Here is a 19249-nt window from a genome sequence, read left to right as displayed (position 1 = left end):
CCACCCCGGGGCCGCCGTCAGGCCTCGCCGGCCGCCTCCGCCGCCGGGCCGTCCGGCCGTACCCCCGGCGGCCTCCGTGACTGCCTGACCGCCCGGTTGAACCGGCTGCCCCAGTCGTCGATCCGGTCGAGCAGCTCGGGCGGTTCGACGACCTGGAAGTCCGCGCCGAGCGCGCCGAGCGCCATCGCCGGCCAGACCAGGGAGTCGGCGGTCATCCGGACCCGGCTGTGCTCGGCGTCGACCTCCTCGACGGTGCTCCACCGGCCGATCCGCTCCCGCACGGTCGCGGCCGGTGCGTCCACCAGGACCTCGACCTGGTAGGGACGGGGGACGTTCTCGATGCCGGCCCGGACGAACTCGGCGGCGTCGGTGGCGGGCAGGTCGCGGGGTGCGAACCGGGCGCCGGTGCCCTGCGGCGCGGTGAGCCGGTCGAGCCGGAAGGTGCGCCAGTCGTGCCGGGCGAGGTCGTACGCGACCAGGTACCAGCGGCGGTCGAGGCAGACCAGCCGATGCGGTTCGGTGTGCCGCTCGGCGTGTCGGCCGTCGGCGGCGGTGTAGGAGAAGCGGAGGCGTTCGCCGTCCCGGCAGGCCAGCGCGACCACGGTGAGCTCGCCCGGGTCGACGCCCGCACCGACCGGGCCGCCCCAGTCGGCCGGTACGGTCATCGCGCGCAGCGCCTCCACCCGGCGCCGCAGACGGGCCGGCATCACCTGCACCACCTTGGCCAGCACTCGGACCGAGGCCTCGGCGATGCCCTCCACCGGGCCCTCCGCGGCAGCCTGCAGGCCGACGGCGAGCGCGACCGCCTCCTCGTCGTCGATCACCAGCGGCGGCAGCACCGCGCCCGCGGCGAGCTGGTAGCCGCCGTCGACGCCGCGCTGAGCCTCGACCGGATAGCCCAGCTCGCGCAGCCGGTCGATGTCCCGGCGCAGCGTACGAATCGAGATGCCCAGCCGATCGGCCAGTTCGTCGCCCGGCCAGTACCGGTGGGTCTGGAGCAGGGAGAGCAGTCGCAGCGTCCGGGTGCTGGTGTTCGCCATGGCTCCCATTCTCGCGGCATTCAGGTCAGGAAGTGACCGCTATGGCTTCTAGCGTGGACCTTGTTCGAGGGAACGAGAAACCACGGAAGGCGGAGACCATGAGCGAGACCCTGACCGTCAGCGAGCCGACCACCCGCACCGCCAGCGCCACCGGTGAGCACGCCGACCTGCTGGCGTCGCTGGCCAAGCAGCGGCACTTCCTGCGCTTCACCACGCGCGACCTGACCGACGAGCAGGCCGGGCTGCGGACCACCGCGAGCGAGCTGTGCCTGGGCGGCCTGATCAAGCACGTGACCTCGGTCGAGCGGATCTGGGGGGACTTCATCCTGGACGGTCCGTCGGCGATGCCCGACTTCACCACCTGGACCGAGGCCGACCACGCCCGCCGGGCCGACGAGTTCCGGATGCTGCCCGGCGAGACGCTCGCCGGCGTGCTGGCCGACTACGACGCGGTCGCCAGCCGGACCGACGAGCTGGTCGCCGCCCTGCCCGACCTCGGCGCCACGCAGCCGCTGCCGAAGGCACCGTGGTTCGAGGCCGACGCGCGATGGTCGGCCCGCCGCGTCCTGATGCACGTCATCGCCGAAACCGCCCAGCACGCCGGCCACGCCGACATCATCCGCGAGACCCTGGACGGCGCCAAGACCATGGGGTGACCGGCCCGGCTCGTGAGCGCGGTTGCCCCCTCAGGCCTTCCGACGGGCGCGAAGGGAGTCGGTCCGGGTGCTTCTGCCCCGGATACCAGCGGGGAGACATGAGGGGGAGAGTGGGCAGTCAGACCTTCATCACCACGACGTGGTCCGGCAGCAGCCTCTCCAGATCCTCCGTGTCGGACGTGAAGACCGTTACCTGGCGTCGCTGCCGCAGCGCCACCACCGCGAGCATGGCGTCGATCGCGTACTTGTGCCCGTGCAGGCCGACATCTGCCAGCAGCCGGCGCGCCTGTCGTGCCTCGTCCCTGCCCAGCTCGGCGACGTTCACCCGTGACAGCACCCAGTCCCAGCGCTGTTCCGTGATCCGGGCGTCGTACGCCTCGACCAGGGTCATGGGCGACGTGACGATCTCCACCTCGCCACGGGCGGCAAGGTCGAGCCGGGCGATCATCATGCGATCACCGCGGACCGCGAGGGACAAGGCCTCGCTGTCCAACACGAAGACGCGCAACCTCTGGACTTCCTTGCCGCCCTTCTTCACGCGGCCGCCCCGCTGCTGTTGCCACGGGCCGCCCGACGCCGATCGTGCTCAGCATCCAGGTCGTCCAGCTCCGCGTACGCGGCAGCCCGTTCGTCACCGCGGACCGGCCCGTGTTCTTCCTCCAGCCATGTGACCAACTCCTGCAGGCGATCGCGGTCGCGCTTGGCCCGGAGGGCGTCGGCAACGTACGCGGAGAGGCCGCGCTCGGCGCTGTCGGCGCGGATCTCGGCCAGCAGTTCTTCAGGAAGGGTGACGGTGACCTTCTTGGATGCCATACAAGACACCATACTCGCCATACTTCAGGATGGGGCGGGTTCTCCGGTGTCTCTCTCGACGGATCGGGGCCGTGCCCACGGAACGACGAAGGCCGGTGAGGGCGGTTGAACCACGGCTGTCCCCGGTGAATGAGACTGCCGGGTCAGCGCGCGAGCAGTCGGCGCAGCTCGGCGGCAACCAGACCGGGGTCCTCCTCGGCCATGAAGTGACCGCAGCGAACGGTGCGGTGGGTCAGCGCCGGGGCCCAGGCGGACCACAGGGCCTCGGCGTCGAAGCCGAGCGCGGCACCCCAGTCCTGCTGCAGCACGCTCACCGGCATGCGGAGCCGGTGCCCCGCGTCACGGTCAGCCTGGTCGTGGACGACGTCGACGGCGGCGGAGGCGCGGTAGTCGGCGACGATGGACGGCACCGCCGCGCGGCACGCGGTCAGGTAGGCGGCACGGACCTCCGGCGTGATCGCCGCGGGATCCAGCGACCACAGGTCGAGGAAGTGCCCGAAGAACGCGTCCGGCGCGGCCGCGATCAGTTCCTCCGGCAGGCCGGGTGGCTGGGCCATGAGGTAGAGGTGGAAGCCGACCGCCGCGCCGGTCCCTTGCATGACCTGCCACATCTCCAAGGTCGGCAGCACGTCCAGGCAGGCCAGGTGGGTGACTGCTTCCGGGTGGTCAAGGCCGGTACGGAACGCGACCAAGGCACCGCGGTCGTGTCCGGCGAGCGCGAAGCGTTCGTGCCCCAGGGCCCGGGCGAGGGCGACGATGTCGGCGGCCATGGTGCGCTTGGAGTAGGCCGTGCCGTCCGGGTCGGCGGGCTTGTCGCTGGCGCCGTACCCGCGCAGGTCCGGACAGATGACGGTGTGCTCGGTCGCGAGATCCGCAGCGACGTGCCGCCACATCAGGTGCGTCTGCGGGAAACCGTGCAGAAGCACGACCGGGCTGCCCGAGCCGCCGACGGCGGCGTTCAGCGCCACGCCCTCGGCCACCTGGACCCGCTGGTACTGGAAGCCGGGGATGGTCGGTTCGGATGCCATGGTGGGCTGCCTTCGTTCGGAGTTCAGGAATCGGGGTCCGGAATCGCAGACCCGGAAGGAGACGTCCGCCGTGCCCGCGGACGTGTTCGAGCCTGGTGGACCCGAATCAGCAACTGGTCAGCGTCTAACGTGACCGGTGGGGCCAACGGCGGAAAGGCAGGGATGGAGCACATCACCTTCGGCGTGCTGGGACCCGTCATGGCCTGGGACAGCACAGGGCAACCCCTCGGATTGAAGGGGCCTCGGCACCGGGCCGTGCTGGCCCGGCTGCTCGTCGCCCGCCGTCGCGTCGTGCCGACGGCCCGCATCGTCGAGGACCTGTGGGAAGAACCCGGCCCCGGGGCGACCGGCTCCGTGCAGACCTTCGTCGGAGCCCTGCGCCGCGTCCTGGAGCCGGACCGCCCCGCGCGCACCCCGAGCCGGCTGCTCGTCACCGAAGGACCGGGCTACACCCTGCGCGCGGAGACGAACGCCGTGGACGCCTGGCGGTTCGAGAGCCTGGTCACCTCGGCCTCCAGGCTTCCGGCCGGTGAAGCACTGCGACGGATCACCCGGGCGCTGGAGCTGTGGCGCGGCCCCGCCTACGCCGAGTTCGCCGACGACGGCTGGGCCCGCTTCGAGCGCTCCCGGCTGGCCGAACTGCGCCTGCGCGCCGTCGAACAGCAGGCACACACCCGTCTCGGGCTCGGCCTGGCGGCCGAGGCGGTTCCGGACCTCGACGCCCACCTCGGCGAACACCCCTGGCGGGAGGACGGGTGGCGACTGCTCGCCCTGGCCCTCTACCGGACAGGGCGCCAGGGGGACGCCCTCGCGGTGCTCCGGCGGGCCCGGTCACGGCTCGCCGACGAACTGGGCCTCGAACCCGGTCCCGCGCTGCGGCGCCTGGAGACCGACATCCTGGTCCAGGACCCGCGTCTGGACCCCTCGACCGAACCCGCCACCGCTGCCGACCGACTCTGGACGCAGGCGACCGCGGCCTATGACCGCACCGTGGCGGCCGGCTCCCGCGCCCGGCTGGAATCGACCATCGTCCTGCTCCGCGATCTCGCCGTGACCGGTGGCGACGGCCTGCGGGAAGCCCAGCGGCACCGCCTGGCAGCGGTCGCGGCGGCCGAGGACTTCGGCGATCCCGAGCTGACCGCCCGCGTCATCGGCGCCTACGACGTTCCCGCGATCTGGCCCCGCAACGACGACCCGACGGCCGCCCGGCAACTCGTCGTGGCCGCCGAACACACCCTCGTCGCGCTCCCGGACACCCCTGAGCACCAGGCCTCGCGCGCCCGCCTGCTGGCCACCATCGCCCTGGAGATGCGCGGCACCCGCTCCCCGCGCGGCCCGCAGGCCGCGCGGGCGGCAGAGGAAGCAGCCCGTCGACTCGACGACCCCGCACTGCTTGCCTTCGCCCTCAACGCCGTCTTCATGCAGTCCTGTACCTGTGCCGGACTCGCCTCCCGACGCGACGCGGTCGGCGCCGAACTTCTCGTGCTCGCCACCCGGCACGGCCTGATCAGCTACCAGGTCCTCGGCCACCTGATCCGGATGCAGGCCCGCGCCGCCCTCACTGACCTGAACGCGGCCGACGCCCACGCGACCGCCGCCGACGAACTGGCCCAGCATCACGAGCGCCCACTGGCCACTGTGTTCACCACCTGGTACCGCGCGCTGCGCCTGACCGCCGACGGTCGGCTGCCCGAAGCCCGCGCCGCCTACCGACAGGCCGGCACCCTCCTCGACGACGCCGGAATGCCCGGCCTCACCGACGGATTGCGCCCGCTCACGAGCCTCTGCCTCGACCTCGTCGACCGCCCGCTCGCCGCCTCGGAGGCGGGCGCCCACGCCGACCCCGACGCCGACTGGGGGCCTTTCCGTCCCTGGGTCGAACCCTTCCTGATGCTGGGCGCCGGTCGCCGCCACGATGCCCGCGTCCAGCTCCGCAGCCTGCAGGAACCACCGGCCGGCCTGTTCTACGAGGCGCTCTGCTGTCTCGAAGCGGCGATCGCACTCGAACTGAACGATCAAGAAACCCTGCGCCGTGTACACGCCCGCCTCCGGCCCGCAGCCGGGGAACTGGCCGGGGCCGGCAGCGGACTGCTCACGCTGGGCCCTGTCGACGCCTGGCTCGCGGCCGTCCGATCAATGTGCTGATCCAGGCACTCGTCGGCCTGCCCACGCAGACCGGTGGCGGTGGAAGCGGAGATCCAGCACAGCTTCGCAGGGGCCGCTCAGGCCACCGCAACCACCGCAGGACGGTCGTCGACGGTTCCTCCCCCGTGGCGCGTCGGACGGGTGCGGTGATTGCGCGGCCGTCAGGACAGCCGTGTCGGACCGGCCCGGCGCTCCCGGCGGATCAGAGGGTGGCGGCGCGCAGTGCGATCAGGGCGATGGAGGCCATGGTGAGGACCACTGCCGGAGGCGCGCCCTTGCGGTCGCCGACTCGTAGGTGGGAGGCGACCGCACCGGCGAAATAGAGCGTCAGGCCGATCGCGGCGGCGATTCCGATGGCCCCCCACCAGAGTCCGGCGATCGCACCCGCCGCGCCCGCGATCTGAGCTCCGATCAGGAGAGTCATCAGGCCCTGTGGCACTCCGAGGGTGGACATCTGCTCGGTGATGTGCCGCGTCCGCAGGGACTTGGCCCCGGCCGATGCCAGGAGAACGGCCGTCATGAACACAGTGACGACGACAAGGGAGACGAACACAGCTGAAACCTCAATCGTGCGAGATACGAGCAACGGACGTGCGCACCTCGACGACGATAGGCGGCCGATAGGTACCTCCAGGTAACCTTCGGGGCATGAGCCAGCGACCCGGAATCGCCTTCCTCGCCGACTGCCCCGCCCTCCTGGCCATGGAGATCATCGCCAGCAAGTGGTCCATGGTCACGCTGTTCGCGCTCACCGACGGCCCGGTGCGCCACGGCGAGCTGGTCGAGCTGAGCGGTGGCATCTCGCGCAAGGTACTGACCCAGACGCTGCGCCGGCTCCAGGCGAACGGGCTCGTTGAGCGGTACGCGTACGCCGAGGCGCCGCCGCGAGTGGAATACGGCCTGACCGATTTGGGACGAACCCTGGAGGAGCCCATCAGGATGCTGACCGCCTGGGCGCGGGAGAACGGCGAGGCGGTCGTCGCCTTCCGGGAAGCAGCCGACGCGGCCACAACCACCGAGGCGGACCGGGCGGCCCCAGTGAAGATCCGTCCTGCCGATGAGAACCTGAACCGTTTCTGATCAACACGTGTCGAAGGGGCTTCGCGGCGGGATCGTTCGGTCCGGCCGCGTCGGTTCCCATCACGACAGCGCTGCAACGGCGAGCTGGTTCGCCCTGTTCCAGGCCGGGACCACCGGCCCGCTCCAGCAGACGACGAAGGCCCGGACCGCGTGATGCGGTCCGGGCCTTCTGCCGGCGGAGGATACGAGATTCGAACTCGTGAGGGGTTGCCCCCAACACGCTTTCCAATTCTCCCGAACGCCGTCCGTCAGCGTTCACACTCGTCCTGACCTGCGGCGGAGCGAACTTTTGTACGGTGGGTGAACCCGGTCGGACGGGGGTGAATGAGACCAGAACTGAGACCACGCTGCCTGGCGCCTACGGTCGGATCAGTGCACCTCACACCTGGTCAGCTGTCGGTGTCTTTGGGATGCCGAGGCGAGGCGTAGACGAGGTGGACGGTCCGCCTCGGCTCGTCGACGAGGTAGCGCACGCGCCCGCCGGCAGTCACCTCGTACTCCCATTGCGGTAGCTCGTCCCCACCGAGAACGCGCGTCGCGAGGCGGCCGCGGAGTCGGTGCTGTCGATCGGGGTCGCTCGTGGACAGGGGGTCGGTGCGGAGTGCCTCGAAGCAGCGACGGGTGTTACCCGGCGCCTCCGTGCAGAGCTCGCCCCACCCCTTGGCGGCTTCGTTGGTGGCGAATCGCAGTCGCCACTCGTCACCGATCGGTGGCGGTGAGACGTCGTCTCCACGCTTGGGGCTCACGGGGCGAGCACCTCGCCGTGGTCGTCACCAGGAAGTGGCTCGGTGAGCTGAGCGCTCAGCGTGGGGTCCGCCAAGATCCTGGCGGTGGCCCGCCACTCGACGATCACGCGGTGCAGGTTGGCGTGGACGTCCAGCTCCACCACGTCGCGGGTGGCGTTCACGAGGTCGACGACGAACTCGCGCACCTCCTCGGCCGACAGGTGTCGAGTCCAGGGGAAGACCTCGGGGAGGGCGAGGAGGACCGCGCGCGCACCCTCGTCACTGGTGATCAGGGCCGCGAACAGGCGCGCGGTGACATCCGCGGTCTCCTCGCGCTGACGGTCGTGGCGTTCCGTGGTCAGGTACAGGTCCTCACCGTCACGTCTGGTGACGTGGATGCGCTGGGCCTGCTCGACGGTGTCTGCGACACGCTTCGAGTTCTTCGACAGGTCGGAGAACGACACGGTGAGAGTGGACATGGCTCGACGCTACTTCGGAATGTATTCCGAAGTCAATCGAAAGGATTGCGTCCCTCGGGGTCGGAGCCCGGGGGTGATCGAATCGGAGGTCCTGCGTGGGGCTGCGGCGAACGGGAGCGGACGTGGCCGTGTCGATGTCCTCGCCCCGCGGTCGGTGTCACGGAACGTGTTGAAGCTCCTCCTGCCTTCGAGGATGCCGGCTTCCGGAGCTTCCCCGAAGGCTTTCGGTGATGCGCCTTCCTTACAGATGTGAAGTTCACAGTTTGCTTCTTGCGTCAGTCGGCCATAGGAGGCCGTTCGCAAGTCGCCTGTAAAGATACAGTCCATGGCCGATCTCCTGGCCGAACTGGCCGCACTCTCGCCGAAGATTGCTGTCGTGGGGACTCTTGCGCACTTCAGTGCGCACTTTGGAGTCTGAGGACCTGTCATCTAGCTTTGCTTCAACAGGGCAGCCGACCGATGCGGGGAGAGTGACTGCAATGAGTGACGAGAGTAGTGACAGGGGGCTCGTCTCCAGAGCCGAGATCGCAAAGCTGGCCGGCGTCGGGGCCTCCGCGGTCACGAACTGGCAGAACCGCCATCCGGACTTTCCGCAGGAGCTGCGGGTCGGTCACAAGCGGTTGTTCCGGCTCGCTGACATCGTGCGATGGCTTGATGTCCGGTCGGTGCCCAAGTCGGCACAGAAGGAGGAGGAGCCCGCAGGGGTCACCTACGGTGACAGGGTCCGAGCTCTGTCCGGGCAGTCCGAGGGAGTTCCCGTGGCCGGCCGGGCCGCTGGGTTCGCCGTGTCTTCACCGAGTGCCGAGCAGCAGCGGTCGCGGTCCCGGCGGGTTCTGGCGGAGTTGCTGAAACCCCAGACGGTGGAAACGTGGGGCGCGCCGTCGTTGACGGCCTATCTTCCCTTGCCGATGTGCCTGGTCTTCCTGAGGTGGGGAGCGCACAAGGACTGGGCGGCCCTGGAAGGCCAGGTCGACGCACACCAGGCGGTGACACCCAAGGGCTTTCTCAGCGAGGTGGGGAAGCGAGCCGATCGGTTGCTGAAGACCTGTGGGGTGGCGCCGGCCCTGCAGTTTGCGCTGCAGGGCCTTGAGCCCCTACCCGCTGCTGACGTACCGCAGTTGATGGCCTCGGTGGCTGAACTCGACCGGGATGCCTTCCGAGATCTGCTCGACGCGTACGCCGACGTCGTGCGCATGGACAGCCGTAGCGCCTTCACGCCCAGAACGGTGGTGGCCCTGCTGAGCGAGCTAGTCGCCCCTGCGGGGTTGTCGGGCCGGATCCACGACCCCTATCCGCGTGGCGGTGAACTGCTGTCGGCCATGGTGGCGGCCAGTGGTGACGGTTCGATGTTGACGGTGACGGCTGGGAAGCCGGACGAGGCGACGCTGCGCCTGACCGCGATGAACTTGATGCTCCACGGTGTGACGCCACGGACGGGCGCCCGTGACATCGCACCGTGGCCCGAGCCGGGGGAGCGACGGCAGGAGCGGGTGGACCTGGTTCTGGCGAATCCGCCGTTCAACGCCGAATCGGTCCGGGAGTCGGCCGGAGGCTGGCGATATGGGTCCCCGCCTCCGTCCAACGCCAACTTCGCCTGGGTCCAGCACATTCTCTCGGCCCTCGGGCCCGGCGGACGAGCTGCGGTGATCATGGCGGACAACGCTGCCGTATCCGACCAGCCGAGGGAGCGTGCGATCCGGCGGGCCCTGGTTGAGGACGGGGTCGTCGACGGCGTCCTCGCCCTTCCCCCGCACCTCTTCACCGGTACCGCGGTGTCGGCCTGCGTCTGGTTCCTGTCGGCGCCGTCGCAGCGTACCGAGGTGCACTTCGTCAATGCCCGCGCGTTGGGGGAGATGGCCACTCGGACCCGCCGGGAGCTGAGACCCGACGATGTGCGGCTCCTGGGGCAGATCCACCGATCGCTGCGTGACGGGAACCCAGTGCCCGACGAAGCGCGCGCGCTCGGTCGATCCGTCTCCGTGGAGGAGATCGGGCTGCGTGGCTACTCGCTCAGCCCCGTCGACTACGTCAGCCTCGGCGCGTACGGAGCGGCGACACCCGCGCAGGTGGAATCCGCCCGTCGGAAACTCGATGATGCCTTGGACCTGGCGGGATCCCTGGACGCGCAGGCGCGGCGACTCTGGGAGCGGGCAGCGCCCGGCCGTGGTCCGGAATCCGATGCGGGTGGCCGACGGAACGCGCTCCTGCAGGATCTGTGCAAGGTGCAGCCCGGCCCGTCACCTTCCTTGTTGAACCCCGGGATGTACTCCGAGGACGGCACTGTTCGAGTGGTGCTGCCCAAGCACCTGCGAAACCGGCGGATCCACGGCAGCGAGGACACCAGAATCTCGGCACGCCACGCCCAGGCGTTCGAACGGTTCCTGTTGAGCGAGGGCGACATCCTTTGCACGCGTACCGGGACGGTCGGACCCGTGGCACTGGTGGGAGCGGAGGGGGCCGACAGCCTCTACAGCGGGAACCTTCTCCGGCTGTACGACTTCGAACCCGGCGTGGACCCGCGTTTCGTCCTGGCCTACATCTCGCTTCCGGGAACCCAGGCATGGATCAAGGACCGGGCGGCGATGTCGACCGTCGACTCGATCAAGACCAGCGCGATGAGGCAGCTCCCGGTATTGCTGCCGCCGTACGAGGAGCAGCAGCGCGTCGGAGAACTCCTGCGTGTGCTCGACGAGCAGATCGCAGCCCACCAGCAGGTGGCCGCCGCAGCCGATGCCGTCAGGGGTGACCTCTCAACGCTTTTGATGGACACCGCAGCACTGCCGACCGTCCACCAGCCCGATGCCGGACTCGTCTCCCACATCACTCCCAGCACAGAAGAGGAAGCCGAAAATGAGTAGCCTGCCCGTCGTCACGCGAGTCCCGTGGCTGCTTGTCTCCGCACTTGCCTCCGTGATCATCGCCTTGCTGGCCTTCATGCTGAAGCGGAGCGCCGGCACGGACCGGCACAGTGCGGTCATCACGGCCGGCGCGGCCTTCGCCAGCTGCATGCTGCTCTGCCTCGCGGTCCTCTCCGCTGCCGTGAGCGGCTGAACCGGGCACCGGAAACGACGAAGGCCCGGACCGCTGAGCGGTCCGGGCCTTCTGCCGGCGGAGGATACGAGATTCGAACTCGTGAGGGGTTGCCCCCAACACGCTTTCCAAGCGTGCGCCCTAGGCCACTAGGCGAATCCTCCGTGGGAGAGCTTAGTACATGTTCAGGGGTGCTCGCGACCACCTATCCGCAGGTGGTCGCGGTCGGCTGCCTGCGGATCGCGGAGGCGGGGTGGCGGTACAGCTGGGGTCGTGGATCCGCTACTCTGGTGCCAGCCCCTCGTGCGGCGTTATCTCTCTGAACCCCCCCAGGGCCGGAAGGCAGCAAGGGTAGGAGGGCTCTGGCGGGTGCACGAGGGGTCCTTACGTTCCCTGACCTGCGGGGCGGCGCGTTTGTCCGCCGCGCCCGATATCGTCGGTGGCGTGTCCCTAGCCCTGTACCGCCGCTACCGCCCTGAGACCTTCGCGGAGGTCATCGGGCAGGAGCACGTGACCGCCCCGCTCCAGCAGGCCCTGCGCAACAACAGGGTCAACCACGCCTATCTGTTCAGCGGCCCCCGCGGCTGTGGCAAGACGACCAGCGCGCGCATCCTGGCCCGCTGCCTCAACTGCGAGCAGGGCCCGACCCCCACCCCGTGCGGGGAGTGCCAGTCCTGCCGCGACCTGGCGACCGGCGGCCCCGGCTCGATCGACGTGATCGAGATCGACGCGGCCTCGCACGGTGGCGTCGACGACGCCCGTGAGCTGCGTGAGCGGGCGTTCTTCGCCCCCGTGCACAGCCGCTACAAGATCTTCATCCTGGACGAGGCCCACATGGTCACCTCGGCGGGCTTCAACGCCCTGCTGAAGGTGGTCGAGGAGCCGCCGGAGCACCTCAAGTTCATCTTCGCCACCACGGAGCCGGAGAAGGTGATCGGGACGATCCGCTCCCGGACCCACCACTACCCGTTCCGCCTGGTCCCGCCCGGCACGCTGCGCGACTACCTGGCCGATGTCTGCGGCCGGGAGGGGATCCAGGTCGAGGACCCGGTCTTCCCGCTGGTGGTCCGGGCCGGCGCCGGCTCGGTGCGCGACTCGATGTCGGTGATGGACCAGCTGCTGGCCGGTGCCACCGAGGGCGGGGTGACGTACCGGATGGCCACCTCGCTGCTCGGGTACACCGACTCCGCGCTGCTGGACGAGGTGGTGGACGCCTTCGCCGCGCAGGACGGGGCGACGGTCTTCCAGGTGATCGACCGGGTGGTCGAGGGCGGCCACGACCCGCGCCGCTTCGTGACGGACCTGCTGGAGCGCCTGCGGGACCTGGTGATCCTCGCCACCGTGCCGGACGCCGGCGAGAAGGGCCTGCTGGACGCGCCCGCCGACCGGGTCGCGATCATGCAGGCGCAGGCGGACGGCTTCGGTGCGGCCGAGCTGAGCCGCGCCGCCGACATCGTGAACACCGGACTGACCGAGATGCGGGGGAACGCCGCCCCGCGGCTCCAGCTGGAGCTGATCTGCGCCCGGGTGATGCTGCCCGGCGCCTACAGCGACGAGCTGTCCCTGCAGGCCCGGCTGGACAAGCTGGAGCGACGGGCCGCGGCAGGCGCGTTGGCGGCGCCCGTGGGTGGGTTCGCGCCCCCGGCCCCGCTGCCCGCCGCCCAGATGCAGCCGGCCGCCCCCGCCGCGCCCGCCCCGATGGCCACGGCTGCCCCGATGGCGGCGCCCGAGCCGATGCCCGCCCAGGCACCGGTCCAACCGGCGCAGGTGCAGCCCCCGCAGCCCCAGGCCGCCCAGGCCGCCGCCCCCGGCGCCTGGCCGATCCCGCGCAGCTTCCCGCCCGCCGGCGCCCCGGCCCCCGAGGCCGCCCCGGCTTACCCCCCGGCGCCCACCGCGCCGGCCGCGCCGGTCACCGCCCCGCCCGCCGCCGCCGCTCCGAGCGCCCCCACCACGCCCCCGGCCCCGGCCGGCCCGCCGTCGGTCGGCGGCCAGCAGCCCTCCGCCGCCTCCCAGCAGGGCGCCGCGCAGATCCGCCAGATGTGGCCGCAGATCCTGGAGGCGGTGAAGAACCGCCGCCGTTTCACCTGGATCCTGCTGAGCCAGAACGGCCAGGTTGCCGGCTTCGACGGCACCGTGCTCCAGGTGTCCTTCGTCAACGCGGGCGCCCGCGACAGCTTCGTCTCCAGCAACAGCGACGAGGTGCTGCGCCAGGCGCTCGCCGACGCGCTCGGGGTGGACTGGCGGGTGGAGTGCATCGTCGACCCGTCCGGCGGGTCCGCCGCCGGCCTGCCGCCCGGCCCGCCCGCCGGCGGCACCGGTGGCGGCTCCGGTGGTGGCGGCTGGGGCTCCCCGGCGCCGTCCGCGCCGCCCGCCCGCCCGGCGCAGGCCTTCCAGCCGGCGGCGCCCCCGCAGGCGCCGGCGCCCGTACCGAGCGCCCCGCCGGCTCCGGTCGCCCCGCCCCAGCAGCAGGCGCAGCCGCCCGCCCAGCCCGGCCCCGCCCAGGCGCCGGCCCCGCAGGTGCGGACGGCCCCGCAGCCCCAGGTGGCCCCCGAGGACGACATCCCGGAGGACGACGACCCGGATCTGACCGAGCAGGTCTTCTCGGGCCAGGAGCTGATCATCCGTGAGCTGGGGGCGACGGTCCTGGAGGAGATCCACCACAACGGCTGAACGGGTGGCGCGTAGGCTCGGAAGGGTGTCGCCGGGCTCGGCGATGTTTACCGTGTACAGGCAGGAGAGAGCCGTGTTCCCTGGTGGTGGCCAGCCCAACATGCAGCAGCTGCTGAAGCAGGCGCAGAAGATGCAGGAGGAGCTGGGCAAGGCGCAGCGCGAGCTGGCCGAGGCCCACGTGAGCGGCTCGGCGGGCGGCGGTCTGGTCGAGGCGACGGTGACCGGCGCCGGTGAGCTGGTGGCGCTGACGATCGCGCCCGCCGCGGTCGACCCGGAGGACACCGAGACCCTGGCCGACCTGGTGCTGGCCGCGGTCCGGGACGCCAGTGCGGCGGCCCAGAAGCTCCAGGCCGAGCGGATGGGCCCGCTGACCCAGGGCCTGGGCGGCGGCGCGGGGATCCCCGGCCTGCCGTTCTGACCTGGCGTTCCTGCGGTCCGGACGGGCCGGGGCGGGTCCGGTGATGTGTGATTTATGCGGTGGTCGGGCGTCGGACGGTGTGTCCGACGCCCGATTCGTTGGATGATGGCACCGGAGCACCCGGCGCCGGGGCAGCAGGTCCCGGAGCGGTGCCCGGCCGACGGAAGGCGCGGAGTTGTACGAGGGCGTGGTTCAGGACCTGATCGACGAACTGGGCAGGCTGCCCGGCGTCGGGCCCAAGAGCGCGCAGCGGATCGCCTTCCACATCCTGCAGGCCGACCCGGTCGACGTCCGCCGGCTGGCGTTCGCGTTGCAGCAGGTCAAGGAGAAGGTCCGGTTCTGCGCGGTCTGCGGCAACGTCGCGGAGTCCGAGCAGTGCCGGGTCTGCCTGGACCCGCGGCGCGACCTCGCGGTGATCTGCGTGGTCGAGGAGCCGAAGGACGTGGTGGCGATCGAACGCACCCGGGAGTTCCGGGGCCGCTACCACGTGCTCGGCGGCGCGATCAGCCCGATCGAGGGCGTCGGGCCGGACGACCTGCGGATCCGCGAGCTGATGACAAGGCTCGCGGACGGCACGGTCACCGAGCTGATCCTGGCCACCGACCCCAACCTGGAGGGGGAGGCGACCGCCACCTACCTGGCCCGGCTCTGCAAGCCGATGGGCCTGAAGGTGACCCGGCTGGCGAGCGGCCTGCCCGTCGGCGGGGACTTGGAGTACGCCGACGAGGTCACCCTCGGCCGGGCCTTCGAAGGGAGACGACTGCTCGATGTCTGACGTAACCCACAGCCTCACCCATACCGACGAGCCGGACGACTTCGCCGTCCAGATCGCCGACTCGGTGGAGAGCTTCGTGCTGGCGGTCTCCGAGGTCGCCAAGGGCGACGAGCCGGGCAGCGCGGTGTCGCTGCTCCTGCTGGAGGTCTCCCAGCTGCTGCTGGCCGGCGGAAGGCTGGGGGCGATCGAGGACGTCCTGCCCGAGGACCGCTTCGAGCCGGACACCGGCCCCGAGCCGGACGGCGTCGAGCTGCGCGAGCGGCTGGCCGAGCTGCTGGCCCCGATCGACGTGTACCACGAGGTCTTCGACCCGTACGGGCCGCCGGAGAAGCCGAGCGCCTTCCGGATCTCGGACGACCTGGCCGGGGTGGTGGCCGAGCTCCAGCACGGGCTGACCCACTACCGCGAGGGCCGGATCAGCGAGGCGCTCTGGTGGTGGCAGTTCTCGTACCTGTCGAACTGGGGCTCCACCTGCACCGCCGTGCTGCGCGCGCTGCAGTCGCTGATCGCGCACGTGCGGCTGGACAGCCCGATCGGGGCGGCGCCGGACGGGGCGGACACCGACGACGACGGGCTCACCGACGAGCAGCTGGAGCAGCAGGCCGGCGACCTGATGGCGGCCGAGCTCGGCCTCTGAGCGCTCGGAGGCCGGGCGGCGCGGGGCGGCGAGTGCGGCGCGGTGCGGGCCGGCGGGCGCGGGCCCGGGAAATGTGACGCAGCTATCAGTGCTGCCCGGCCGGGTGAAATCCCGGTGGCCCGGCCGCCGGTCGCCGGTGATTCTCCGGGCCGCCGCTGGTTCCTCCGCAGACCTGCCGGTCGGCCCGGCCCGCCGTTGCCCACCAGGCGATACCGCCGTCCCACCATGTGGAACGGGGCGGATCGGCCTGCCCTGCTCGATAGACTGACGCGGACCGCACCACCCCTCTCCCCGGGGGGTGAGGGGGCCACCAGCCCCCCGAAACCGACTCAAGTCGAGGAGCGCACGTGGGCCTTGTCGTGCAGAAGTACGGCGGCTCATCCGTTGCGGATGCCGAGGGCATCAAGCGCGTGGCCCGTCGGATCGTCGACACCAGGAAGGCCGGCCATGAGGTCGTCGTCGTGGTGTCCGCGATGGGCGACACGACGGACGAGCTCATCGAACTCGCGGAACAGGTGACCCCTCTTCCGTCCGGCCGTGAGTTCGACATGCTGCTGACCGCCGGAGAGCGGATCTCCATGGCCCTGCTGGCCATGGCGATCAAAACGCTGGGCCACGAGGCCCAGTCCTTCACCGGCAGCCAGGCCGGTGTCATCACCGACTCCACGCACAACCGGGCGCGCATCATCGATGTCACGCCGGGCCGGATCCGCAACGCCCTGGACGGCGGCAACATCGCGATCGTGGCCGGGTTCCAGGGCGTCTCGCAGGTCAGCAAGGACATCACCACGCTCGGCCGGGGCGGCTCGGACACCACCGCGGTGGCGCTCGCCGCCGCGCTGGGCGCCGAGGTCTGCGAGATCTACACCGACGTGGACGGCGTGTTCACCGCCGACCCGCGGGTGGTGAAGAAGGCCCGGAAGATCGACTGGATCGGCTTCGAGGACATGCTGGAGCTGGCCTCGTCCGGCTCCAAGGTGCTCCTCGACCGCTGTGTGGAGTACGCGCGGCGCTACAACATCCCGATTCACGTACGCTCGTCCTTCTCCGGTCTGCCGGGGACCATCGTCAGCGGTACCAACCCGAACAAGCCCGAAGGGGGCGAGATGGAGCAGGCCATCATCTCCGGAGTCGCCCACGACACGTCCGAGGCGAAGATCACCGTCGTCGGCGTGCCCGACAAGCCGGGCGAGGCGGCCCGGATCTTCCGCGCCATCGCGGATGCCGAGGTCAACATCGACATGGTGGTGCAGAACGTCTCCACCGCCTCGACCGGCCTCACCGACATCTCCTTCACCCTGCCCAAGACCGACGGCCAGAAGGCCATCGACGCCCTGGGCCGGGTCAAGGAGGGCATCGGCTACGAGTCGCTGCGTTACGACGACGCGATCGGCAAGCTCTCCCTGGTCGGCGCCGGCATGCGCTCCAACCCGGGCGTGACGGCGACCTTCTTCGAGGCGCTCTCGGAGGCCGGGGTCAACATCGAGCTGATCTCCACCTCGGAGATCCGGATCTCGGTGGTCACCCGCTCCGAGGACGTGCCGGAGGCGGTCCGCGCCGTGCACAGCGCCTTCGGCCTGGACAGCGAGACCGACGAGGCCGTGGTCTACGGCGGCACCGGCCGCTGATCCGGCCCGACCTCACGGTCCGTCACGGCCGGCCGCTCCCCAGGGGGGTGGCCGGCCGTTCGCCGTCCCGGACGGCCGGGACCGGTGGGCGCACCCGTAGCCCACCCCTCCACCACCCGTCGACCACCCCGTCCCCACCCGTCGACCACCCGGTCCCCACCCCTCGACCACCCCGCGTCCACGCCGTACCGGTCGGCGCGCGGGTTCCCGGACGATGGGTCAGAATCCCTTCCCAGAACCCTGGAGCCGGATTCCGGCCGTACGGAAGAATGCTTGCGGGGTCAGGGCAACCATGACAGGGGTTCGAGTGTCCAAGAGGCGTGGCGAATGCAATGGGGGCAGTGGGCGTGGCGACACTGCCGGTGATGACGCTGCCGGGGGCGGCCCGGCGGCCGGTCGATAGCGCCGTGGCGGCTGCCGCGACGGCCCCGGACGCGGCCGGGGCGAGCGTCGACCAGCTGACCGAGACCTACCGGGCGCACTACCGGTCCTTGCTGCGGCTGGCCGCCCTGCTGCTGGACGACCTGTCCTCCTGCGAGGACGTGGTGCAGGAGGCCTTCATCCGGGTGCACGCCGCCCGGCGCCGGGTGCGCGAGCCCGAGAAGACCCTCGCCTACCTGCGGCAGACCGTGGTCAACCTGTCCCGGTCGACGCTGCGACGGCGGATCCTCGGCCTGCGGCTGCTGCCCAAGCCGATGCCTGACATGGCCAGTGCAGAAGAGGGCGCCTACGATGCGCTGGAGCGCGATCGCCTCCGGGCGGCGCTCCGGGGGTTGCAACGCCGTCAGCGGGAGGTACTGGTGCTGCGCTACTACGCGGATCTGACCGAGGCTCAGGCTGCGGAGGTGCTCGGCATCTCCGTCGGTTCGGTCAAGGCGTACGGCTCACGCGGCCTGACCGCGCTGCGGGTCGTGATGGACACCAGCGATGACTGATCCGTACGGTCGCGGGGGCGCCGATCCGACGGGCGGTCAGCCCGGCGAGGGCAGCTCGCAGGAACGCCGGCTGAGAGCCATGCTGCAGCGCGCGGTCGCCGAGGTGGAACCGGACGCGGCCGCCCTGCCCCGGATCAGGGTCGGCGTGCCGCGGCGCCGGGTCCGGTACCGCAACACCTGGACGGGCGCGGCCGCGGCCGTCCTGATGGCCGTCGCGGCCGTCCCGGCGATCCAGGGCATCGGCCCGCTGGGCCTGTCCGGCGACCCCGGCGGGGACACCGCCCACACCCCGCTGCACTCCGCGACCCCCACCGGCCCGCACCCCGGCGGCCCGCACAGCGCCCCGCCGGACCGCCCCGCCGACAGCGCGGCCGGGGCGAGCCTGCCCGCCGATCCCGGCACGGCGGCCCCCAGCACCACCGCGGACAGCGGCTCCGCCAGCCCCTCCGCCCCGGCCCAGGCGCCCTGGTGCGCCCCGGCCGACCTCGGGCAGCCGGTCTCCCGGCTGGAGCCGGCCGACGCCGCCGGCAAGGTCTACGGCTGGTTCGCACTGCGCAACACCTCCGGCGGCAGCTGCCGGGTGCCGGACGGCGGCACCCTGACGGTCTCCGCCGCCGTCGGCAGCGAACCGGGCGGCGTCAAGGTGATGCCGCACCGCGCGGGCGACGCGGCGTCGGCCCTGCCCGCCCCGCCGGCCCAACCGCAGGAGGTGCTGCTCGCACCGGGCGGCTGGTACCGGGTCCGGTTCGGCTGGGTGCCGGGATCAGGCTGTACGACGCCGGGGGCCGGGCCGAGCAGCCAGGCCGTGCCGGCCGCGGTCCACGCCGGACTGGTCGAGCCGGGCACCGCCGTCCCCGGCGCCGCGGAGCCGGGCGACGGCAGCAGCCCGAGCCCGTCCGCCCCGGCCAGCCCCTCCCCGAGCCCCAGCCCATCCCCGAGCGGCCCCGAACCGGCCCTCACCCTGGCGTACGCGCCGCAGGCCACCGCCCCCGAGGTCGCCGAACTGGTGCTCCGGGGCTCCTGCGGCGGGACGGTCCACCAGTCCCCGCCGGAGCCCTCCGGCACCACCGACCGACCTGAGGCGCCCCCGGGCGGCTAGGGCTTGTCTGACAATTCCCGCCGGGCGCGCGACGCCGGGCATCCCGCCTGGACGCACCGGCGAAACGTCCAAGTACGTCCAGTACGAGGAC

Annotated in this window: 19 protein-coding genes, 1 tRNA gene and 1 other RNA gene; 13 read left to right on the top strand and 8 right to left on the bottom strand. The window is 71.5% G+C overall.

The genetic code is table 11. The features are described from left to right. Positions 1-17: 17 nt before the first annotated feature. Complete coding sequence (locus ABT014_RS32770; protein ID WP_350643183.1) at positions 18-1040, bottom strand: helix-turn-helix transcriptional regulator; 1023 nt, start codon at positions 1038-1040, stop codon at positions 18-20. A gap of 98 nt (positions 1041-1138) precedes the next feature. On the opposite strand from ABT014_RS32770, the gene ABT014_RS32765 reads away from it, so the two are divergent. Beyond that, a complete protein-coding gene (locus ABT014_RS32765; protein ID WP_350643182.1) occupies positions 1139-1696 on the top strand; it encodes a DinB family protein in 558 nt (185 codons plus the stop codon). Positions 1697-1814: 118 nt separating this feature from the next. Here ABT014_RS32765 and ABT014_RS32760 read toward each other — a convergent pair whose 3' ends face one another. From ABT014_RS32760 to ABT014_RS32750, 3 genes are all read right to left on the bottom strand, one after another. Then, positions 1815-2234, bottom strand: a complete 420-nt coding sequence (locus ABT014_RS32760; protein ID WP_350643180.1) for a PIN domain-containing protein — start codon at positions 2232-2234, stop codon at positions 1815-1817. Further along, entirely contained in the window at positions 2231-2509 is a 279-nt protein-coding gene (locus ABT014_RS32755; RefSeq protein ID WP_350643178.1) for a ribbon-helix-helix domain-containing protein, read from the bottom strand. The genes ABT014_RS32760 and ABT014_RS32755 overlap by 4 nt, the downstream gene beginning before the upstream one ends. Before the next feature lie 143 nt (positions 2510-2652). Continuing rightward, entirely contained in the window at positions 2653-3537 is an 885-nt protein-coding gene (locus ABT014_RS32750; protein WP_350643176.1) for an alpha/beta fold hydrolase, read from the bottom strand. A 162-nt stretch (positions 3538-3699) separates the two neighbouring features. Between ABT014_RS32750 and ABT014_RS32745 the strand changes: the two genes are divergently transcribed. Beyond that, the gene (locus ABT014_RS32745; RefSeq protein ID WP_350643174.1) at positions 3700-5682 is read left to right on the top strand and encodes an AfsR/SARP family transcriptional regulator; all 1983 of its coding nucleotides are present in this window, start codon (positions 3700-3702) and stop codon (positions 5680-5682) included. Between the two features lie 202 nt (positions 5683-5884). Here the strand turns inward: ABT014_RS32745 and ABT014_RS32740 are convergent, their stop codons facing one another. Further along, a complete protein-coding gene (locus ABT014_RS32740; protein WP_350643172.1) occupies positions 5885-6235 on the bottom strand; it encodes a DoxX family protein in 351 nt (116 codons plus the stop codon). Positions 6236-6330: 95 nt separating this feature from the next. On the opposite strand from ABT014_RS32740, the gene ABT014_RS32735 reads away from it, so the two are divergent. Next, entirely contained in the window at positions 6331-6762 is a 432-nt protein-coding gene (locus ABT014_RS32735) for a winged helix-turn-helix transcriptional regulator (protein ID WP_350643170.1), read from the top strand. A gap of 389 nt (positions 6763-7151) precedes the next feature. Here the strand turns inward: ABT014_RS32735 and ABT014_RS32730 are convergent, their stop codons facing one another. Both ABT014_RS32730 and ABT014_RS32725 read right to left on the bottom strand, forming a co-directional pair. After that, positions 7152-7508: a hypothetical protein gene (locus tag ABT014_RS32730; protein WP_350643168.1), complete on the bottom strand. Its 357-nt coding sequence runs from the start codon at positions 7506-7508 to the stop codon at positions 7152-7154. Next, positions 7505-7966 carry a prevent-host-death family protein gene (locus ABT014_RS32725; RefSeq protein WP_350643166.1) on the bottom strand — a complete coding sequence of 154 codons (462 nt, stop codon included), beginning with the start codon at positions 7964-7966 and terminating at the stop codon, positions 7505-7507. Before ABT014_RS32725 ends, ABT014_RS32730 begins: the two co-directional genes overlap by 4 nt. Positions 7967-8445: 479 nt before the next feature. On the opposite strand from ABT014_RS32725, the gene ABT014_RS32720 reads away from it, so the two are divergent. Together ABT014_RS32720 and ABT014_RS32715 are read left to right on the top strand one after the other, a co-directional pair. After that, complete coding sequence (locus ABT014_RS32720; protein ID WP_350643164.1) at positions 8446-10824, top strand: type I restriction-modification system subunit M/S; 2379 nt, start codon at positions 8446-8448, stop codon at positions 10822-10824. Further along, the gene (locus ABT014_RS32715; RefSeq protein WP_053645724.1) at positions 10817-11017 is read left to right on the top strand and encodes a hypothetical protein; all 201 of its coding nucleotides are present in this window, start codon (positions 10817-10819) and stop codon (positions 11015-11017) included. Before ABT014_RS32720 ends, ABT014_RS32715 begins: the two co-directional genes overlap by 8 nt. A 58-nt stretch (positions 11018-11075) precedes the next feature. On the opposite strand, the gene ABT014_RS32710 is transcribed toward ABT014_RS32715, so the two are convergent. Further along, positions 11076-11160, bottom strand: a tRNA-Ser gene (locus ABT014_RS32710). Between the two features lie 128 nt (positions 11161-11288). Between ABT014_RS32710 and ffs the strand changes: the two genes are divergently transcribed. From ffs to ABT014_RS32670, 8 genes are all read left to right on the top strand, one after another. Next, positions 11289-11385: signal recognition particle sRNA small type (gene ffs, locus ABT014_RS32705), an RNA gene on the top strand. A gap of 55 nt (positions 11386-11440) precedes the next feature. Continuing rightward, the gene (locus ABT014_RS32700; protein ID WP_350643162.1) at positions 11441-13666 is read left to right on the top strand and encodes a DNA polymerase III subunit gamma and tau; all 2226 of its coding nucleotides are present in this window, start codon (positions 11441-11443) and stop codon (positions 13664-13666) included. 73 nt (positions 13667-13739) lie between these two features. Then, positions 13740-14084 carry a YbaB/EbfC family nucleoid-associated protein gene (locus tag ABT014_RS32695; protein WP_350643160.1) on the top strand — a complete coding sequence of 115 codons (345 nt, stop codon included), beginning with the start codon at positions 13740-13742 and terminating at the stop codon, positions 14082-14084. Between the two features lie 175 nt (positions 14085-14259). Next, positions 14260-14859 carry a recombination mediator RecR gene (gene recR, locus ABT014_RS32690; protein WP_350643158.1) on the top strand — a complete coding sequence of 200 codons (600 nt, stop codon included), beginning with the start codon at positions 14260-14262 and terminating at the stop codon, positions 14857-14859. Then, positions 14852-15496, top strand: coding sequence for a DUF5063 domain-containing protein (locus tag ABT014_RS32685; protein ID WP_033817622.1), 645 nt, complete (start codon positions 14852-14854; stop codon positions 15494-15496). Before recR ends, ABT014_RS32685 begins: the two co-directional genes overlap by 8 nt. Before the next feature lie 347 nt (positions 15497-15843). After that, on the top strand, positions 15844-17124 hold the full coding sequence (locus ABT014_RS32680) for an aspartate kinase (protein ID WP_350643155.1): 1281 nt from the start codon (positions 15844-15846) through the stop codon (positions 17122-17124). A gap of 332 nt (positions 17125-17456) precedes the next feature. Further along, the gene (locus tag ABT014_RS32675) at positions 17457-18059 is read left to right on the top strand and encodes a SigE family RNA polymerase sigma factor (protein WP_502895142.1); all 603 of its coding nucleotides are present in this window, start codon (positions 17457-17459) and stop codon (positions 18057-18059) included. Further along, positions 18052-19158: a hypothetical protein gene (locus tag ABT014_RS32670; RefSeq protein ID WP_350643154.1), complete on the top strand. Its 1107-nt coding sequence runs from the start codon at positions 18052-18054 to the stop codon at positions 19156-19158. Before ABT014_RS32675 ends, ABT014_RS32670 begins: the two co-directional genes overlap by 8 nt. The last annotated feature ends 91 nt before the right edge of the window (positions 19159-19249 follow it).

Origin of the sequence: Kitasatospora sp. NPDC094015 (assembly GCF_040304075.1) — a bacterium.
GTDB lineage: Bacteria > Actinomycetota > Actinomycetes > Streptomycetales > Streptomycetaceae > Kitasatospora.
Note: the sequence above shows the minus strand (reverse complement) of the source record. Positions and strands in the feature narration are given on the sequence as shown.

Bases quoted from the DNA above. Each gene is read 5' to 3' on its own strand.
- ABT014_RS32770 (WP_350643183.1), bottom strand. From the start codon at position 1,040: ATGGCGAACACCAGCACCCGGACGCTGCGACTGCTCTCCCTGCTCCAG.
- ABT014_RS32765 (WP_350643182.1), top strand. From the start codon at position 1,139: ATGAGCGAGACCCTGACCGTCAGCGAGCCGACCACCCGCACCGCCAGC.
- ABT014_RS32755 (WP_350643178.1), bottom strand. From the start codon at position 2,509: ATGGCATCCAAGAAGGTCACCGTCACCCTTCCTGAAGAACTGCTGGCC.
- ABT014_RS32750 (WP_350643176.1), bottom strand. From the start codon at position 3,537: ATGGCATCCGAACCGACCATCCCCGGCTTCCAGTACCAGCGGGTCCAG.
- ABT014_RS32745 (WP_350643174.1), top strand. From the start codon at position 3,700: ATGGAGCACATCACCTTCGGCGTGCTGGGACCCGTCATGGCCTGGGAC.
- ABT014_RS32735 (WP_350643170.1), top strand. From the start codon at position 6,331: ATGAGCCAGCGACCCGGAATCGCCTTCCTCGCCGACTGCCCCGCCCTC.
- ABT014_RS32725 (WP_350643166.1), bottom strand. From the start codon at position 7,966: ATGTCCACTCTCACCGTGTCGTTCTCCGACCTGTCGAAGAACTCGAAG.
- ABT014_RS32720 (WP_350643164.1), top strand. From the start codon at position 8,446: ATGAGTGACGAGAGTAGTGACAGGGGGCTCGTCTCCAGAGCCGAGATC.
- ABT014_RS32715 (WP_053645724.1), top strand. From the start codon at position 10,817: ATGAGTAGCCTGCCCGTCGTCACGCGAGTCCCGTGGCTGCTTGTCTCC.
- ABT014_RS32685 (WP_033817622.1), top strand. From the start codon at position 14,852: ATGTCTGACGTAACCCACAGCCTCACCCATACCGACGAGCCGGACGAC.
- ABT014_RS32675 (WP_502895142.1), top strand. From the start codon at position 17,457: ATGGGGGCAGTGGGCGTGGCGACACTGCCGGTGATGACGCTGCCGGGG.
- ABT014_RS32670 (WP_350643154.1), top strand. From the start codon at position 18,052: ATGACTGATCCGTACGGTCGCGGGGGCGCCGATCCGACGGGCGGTCAG.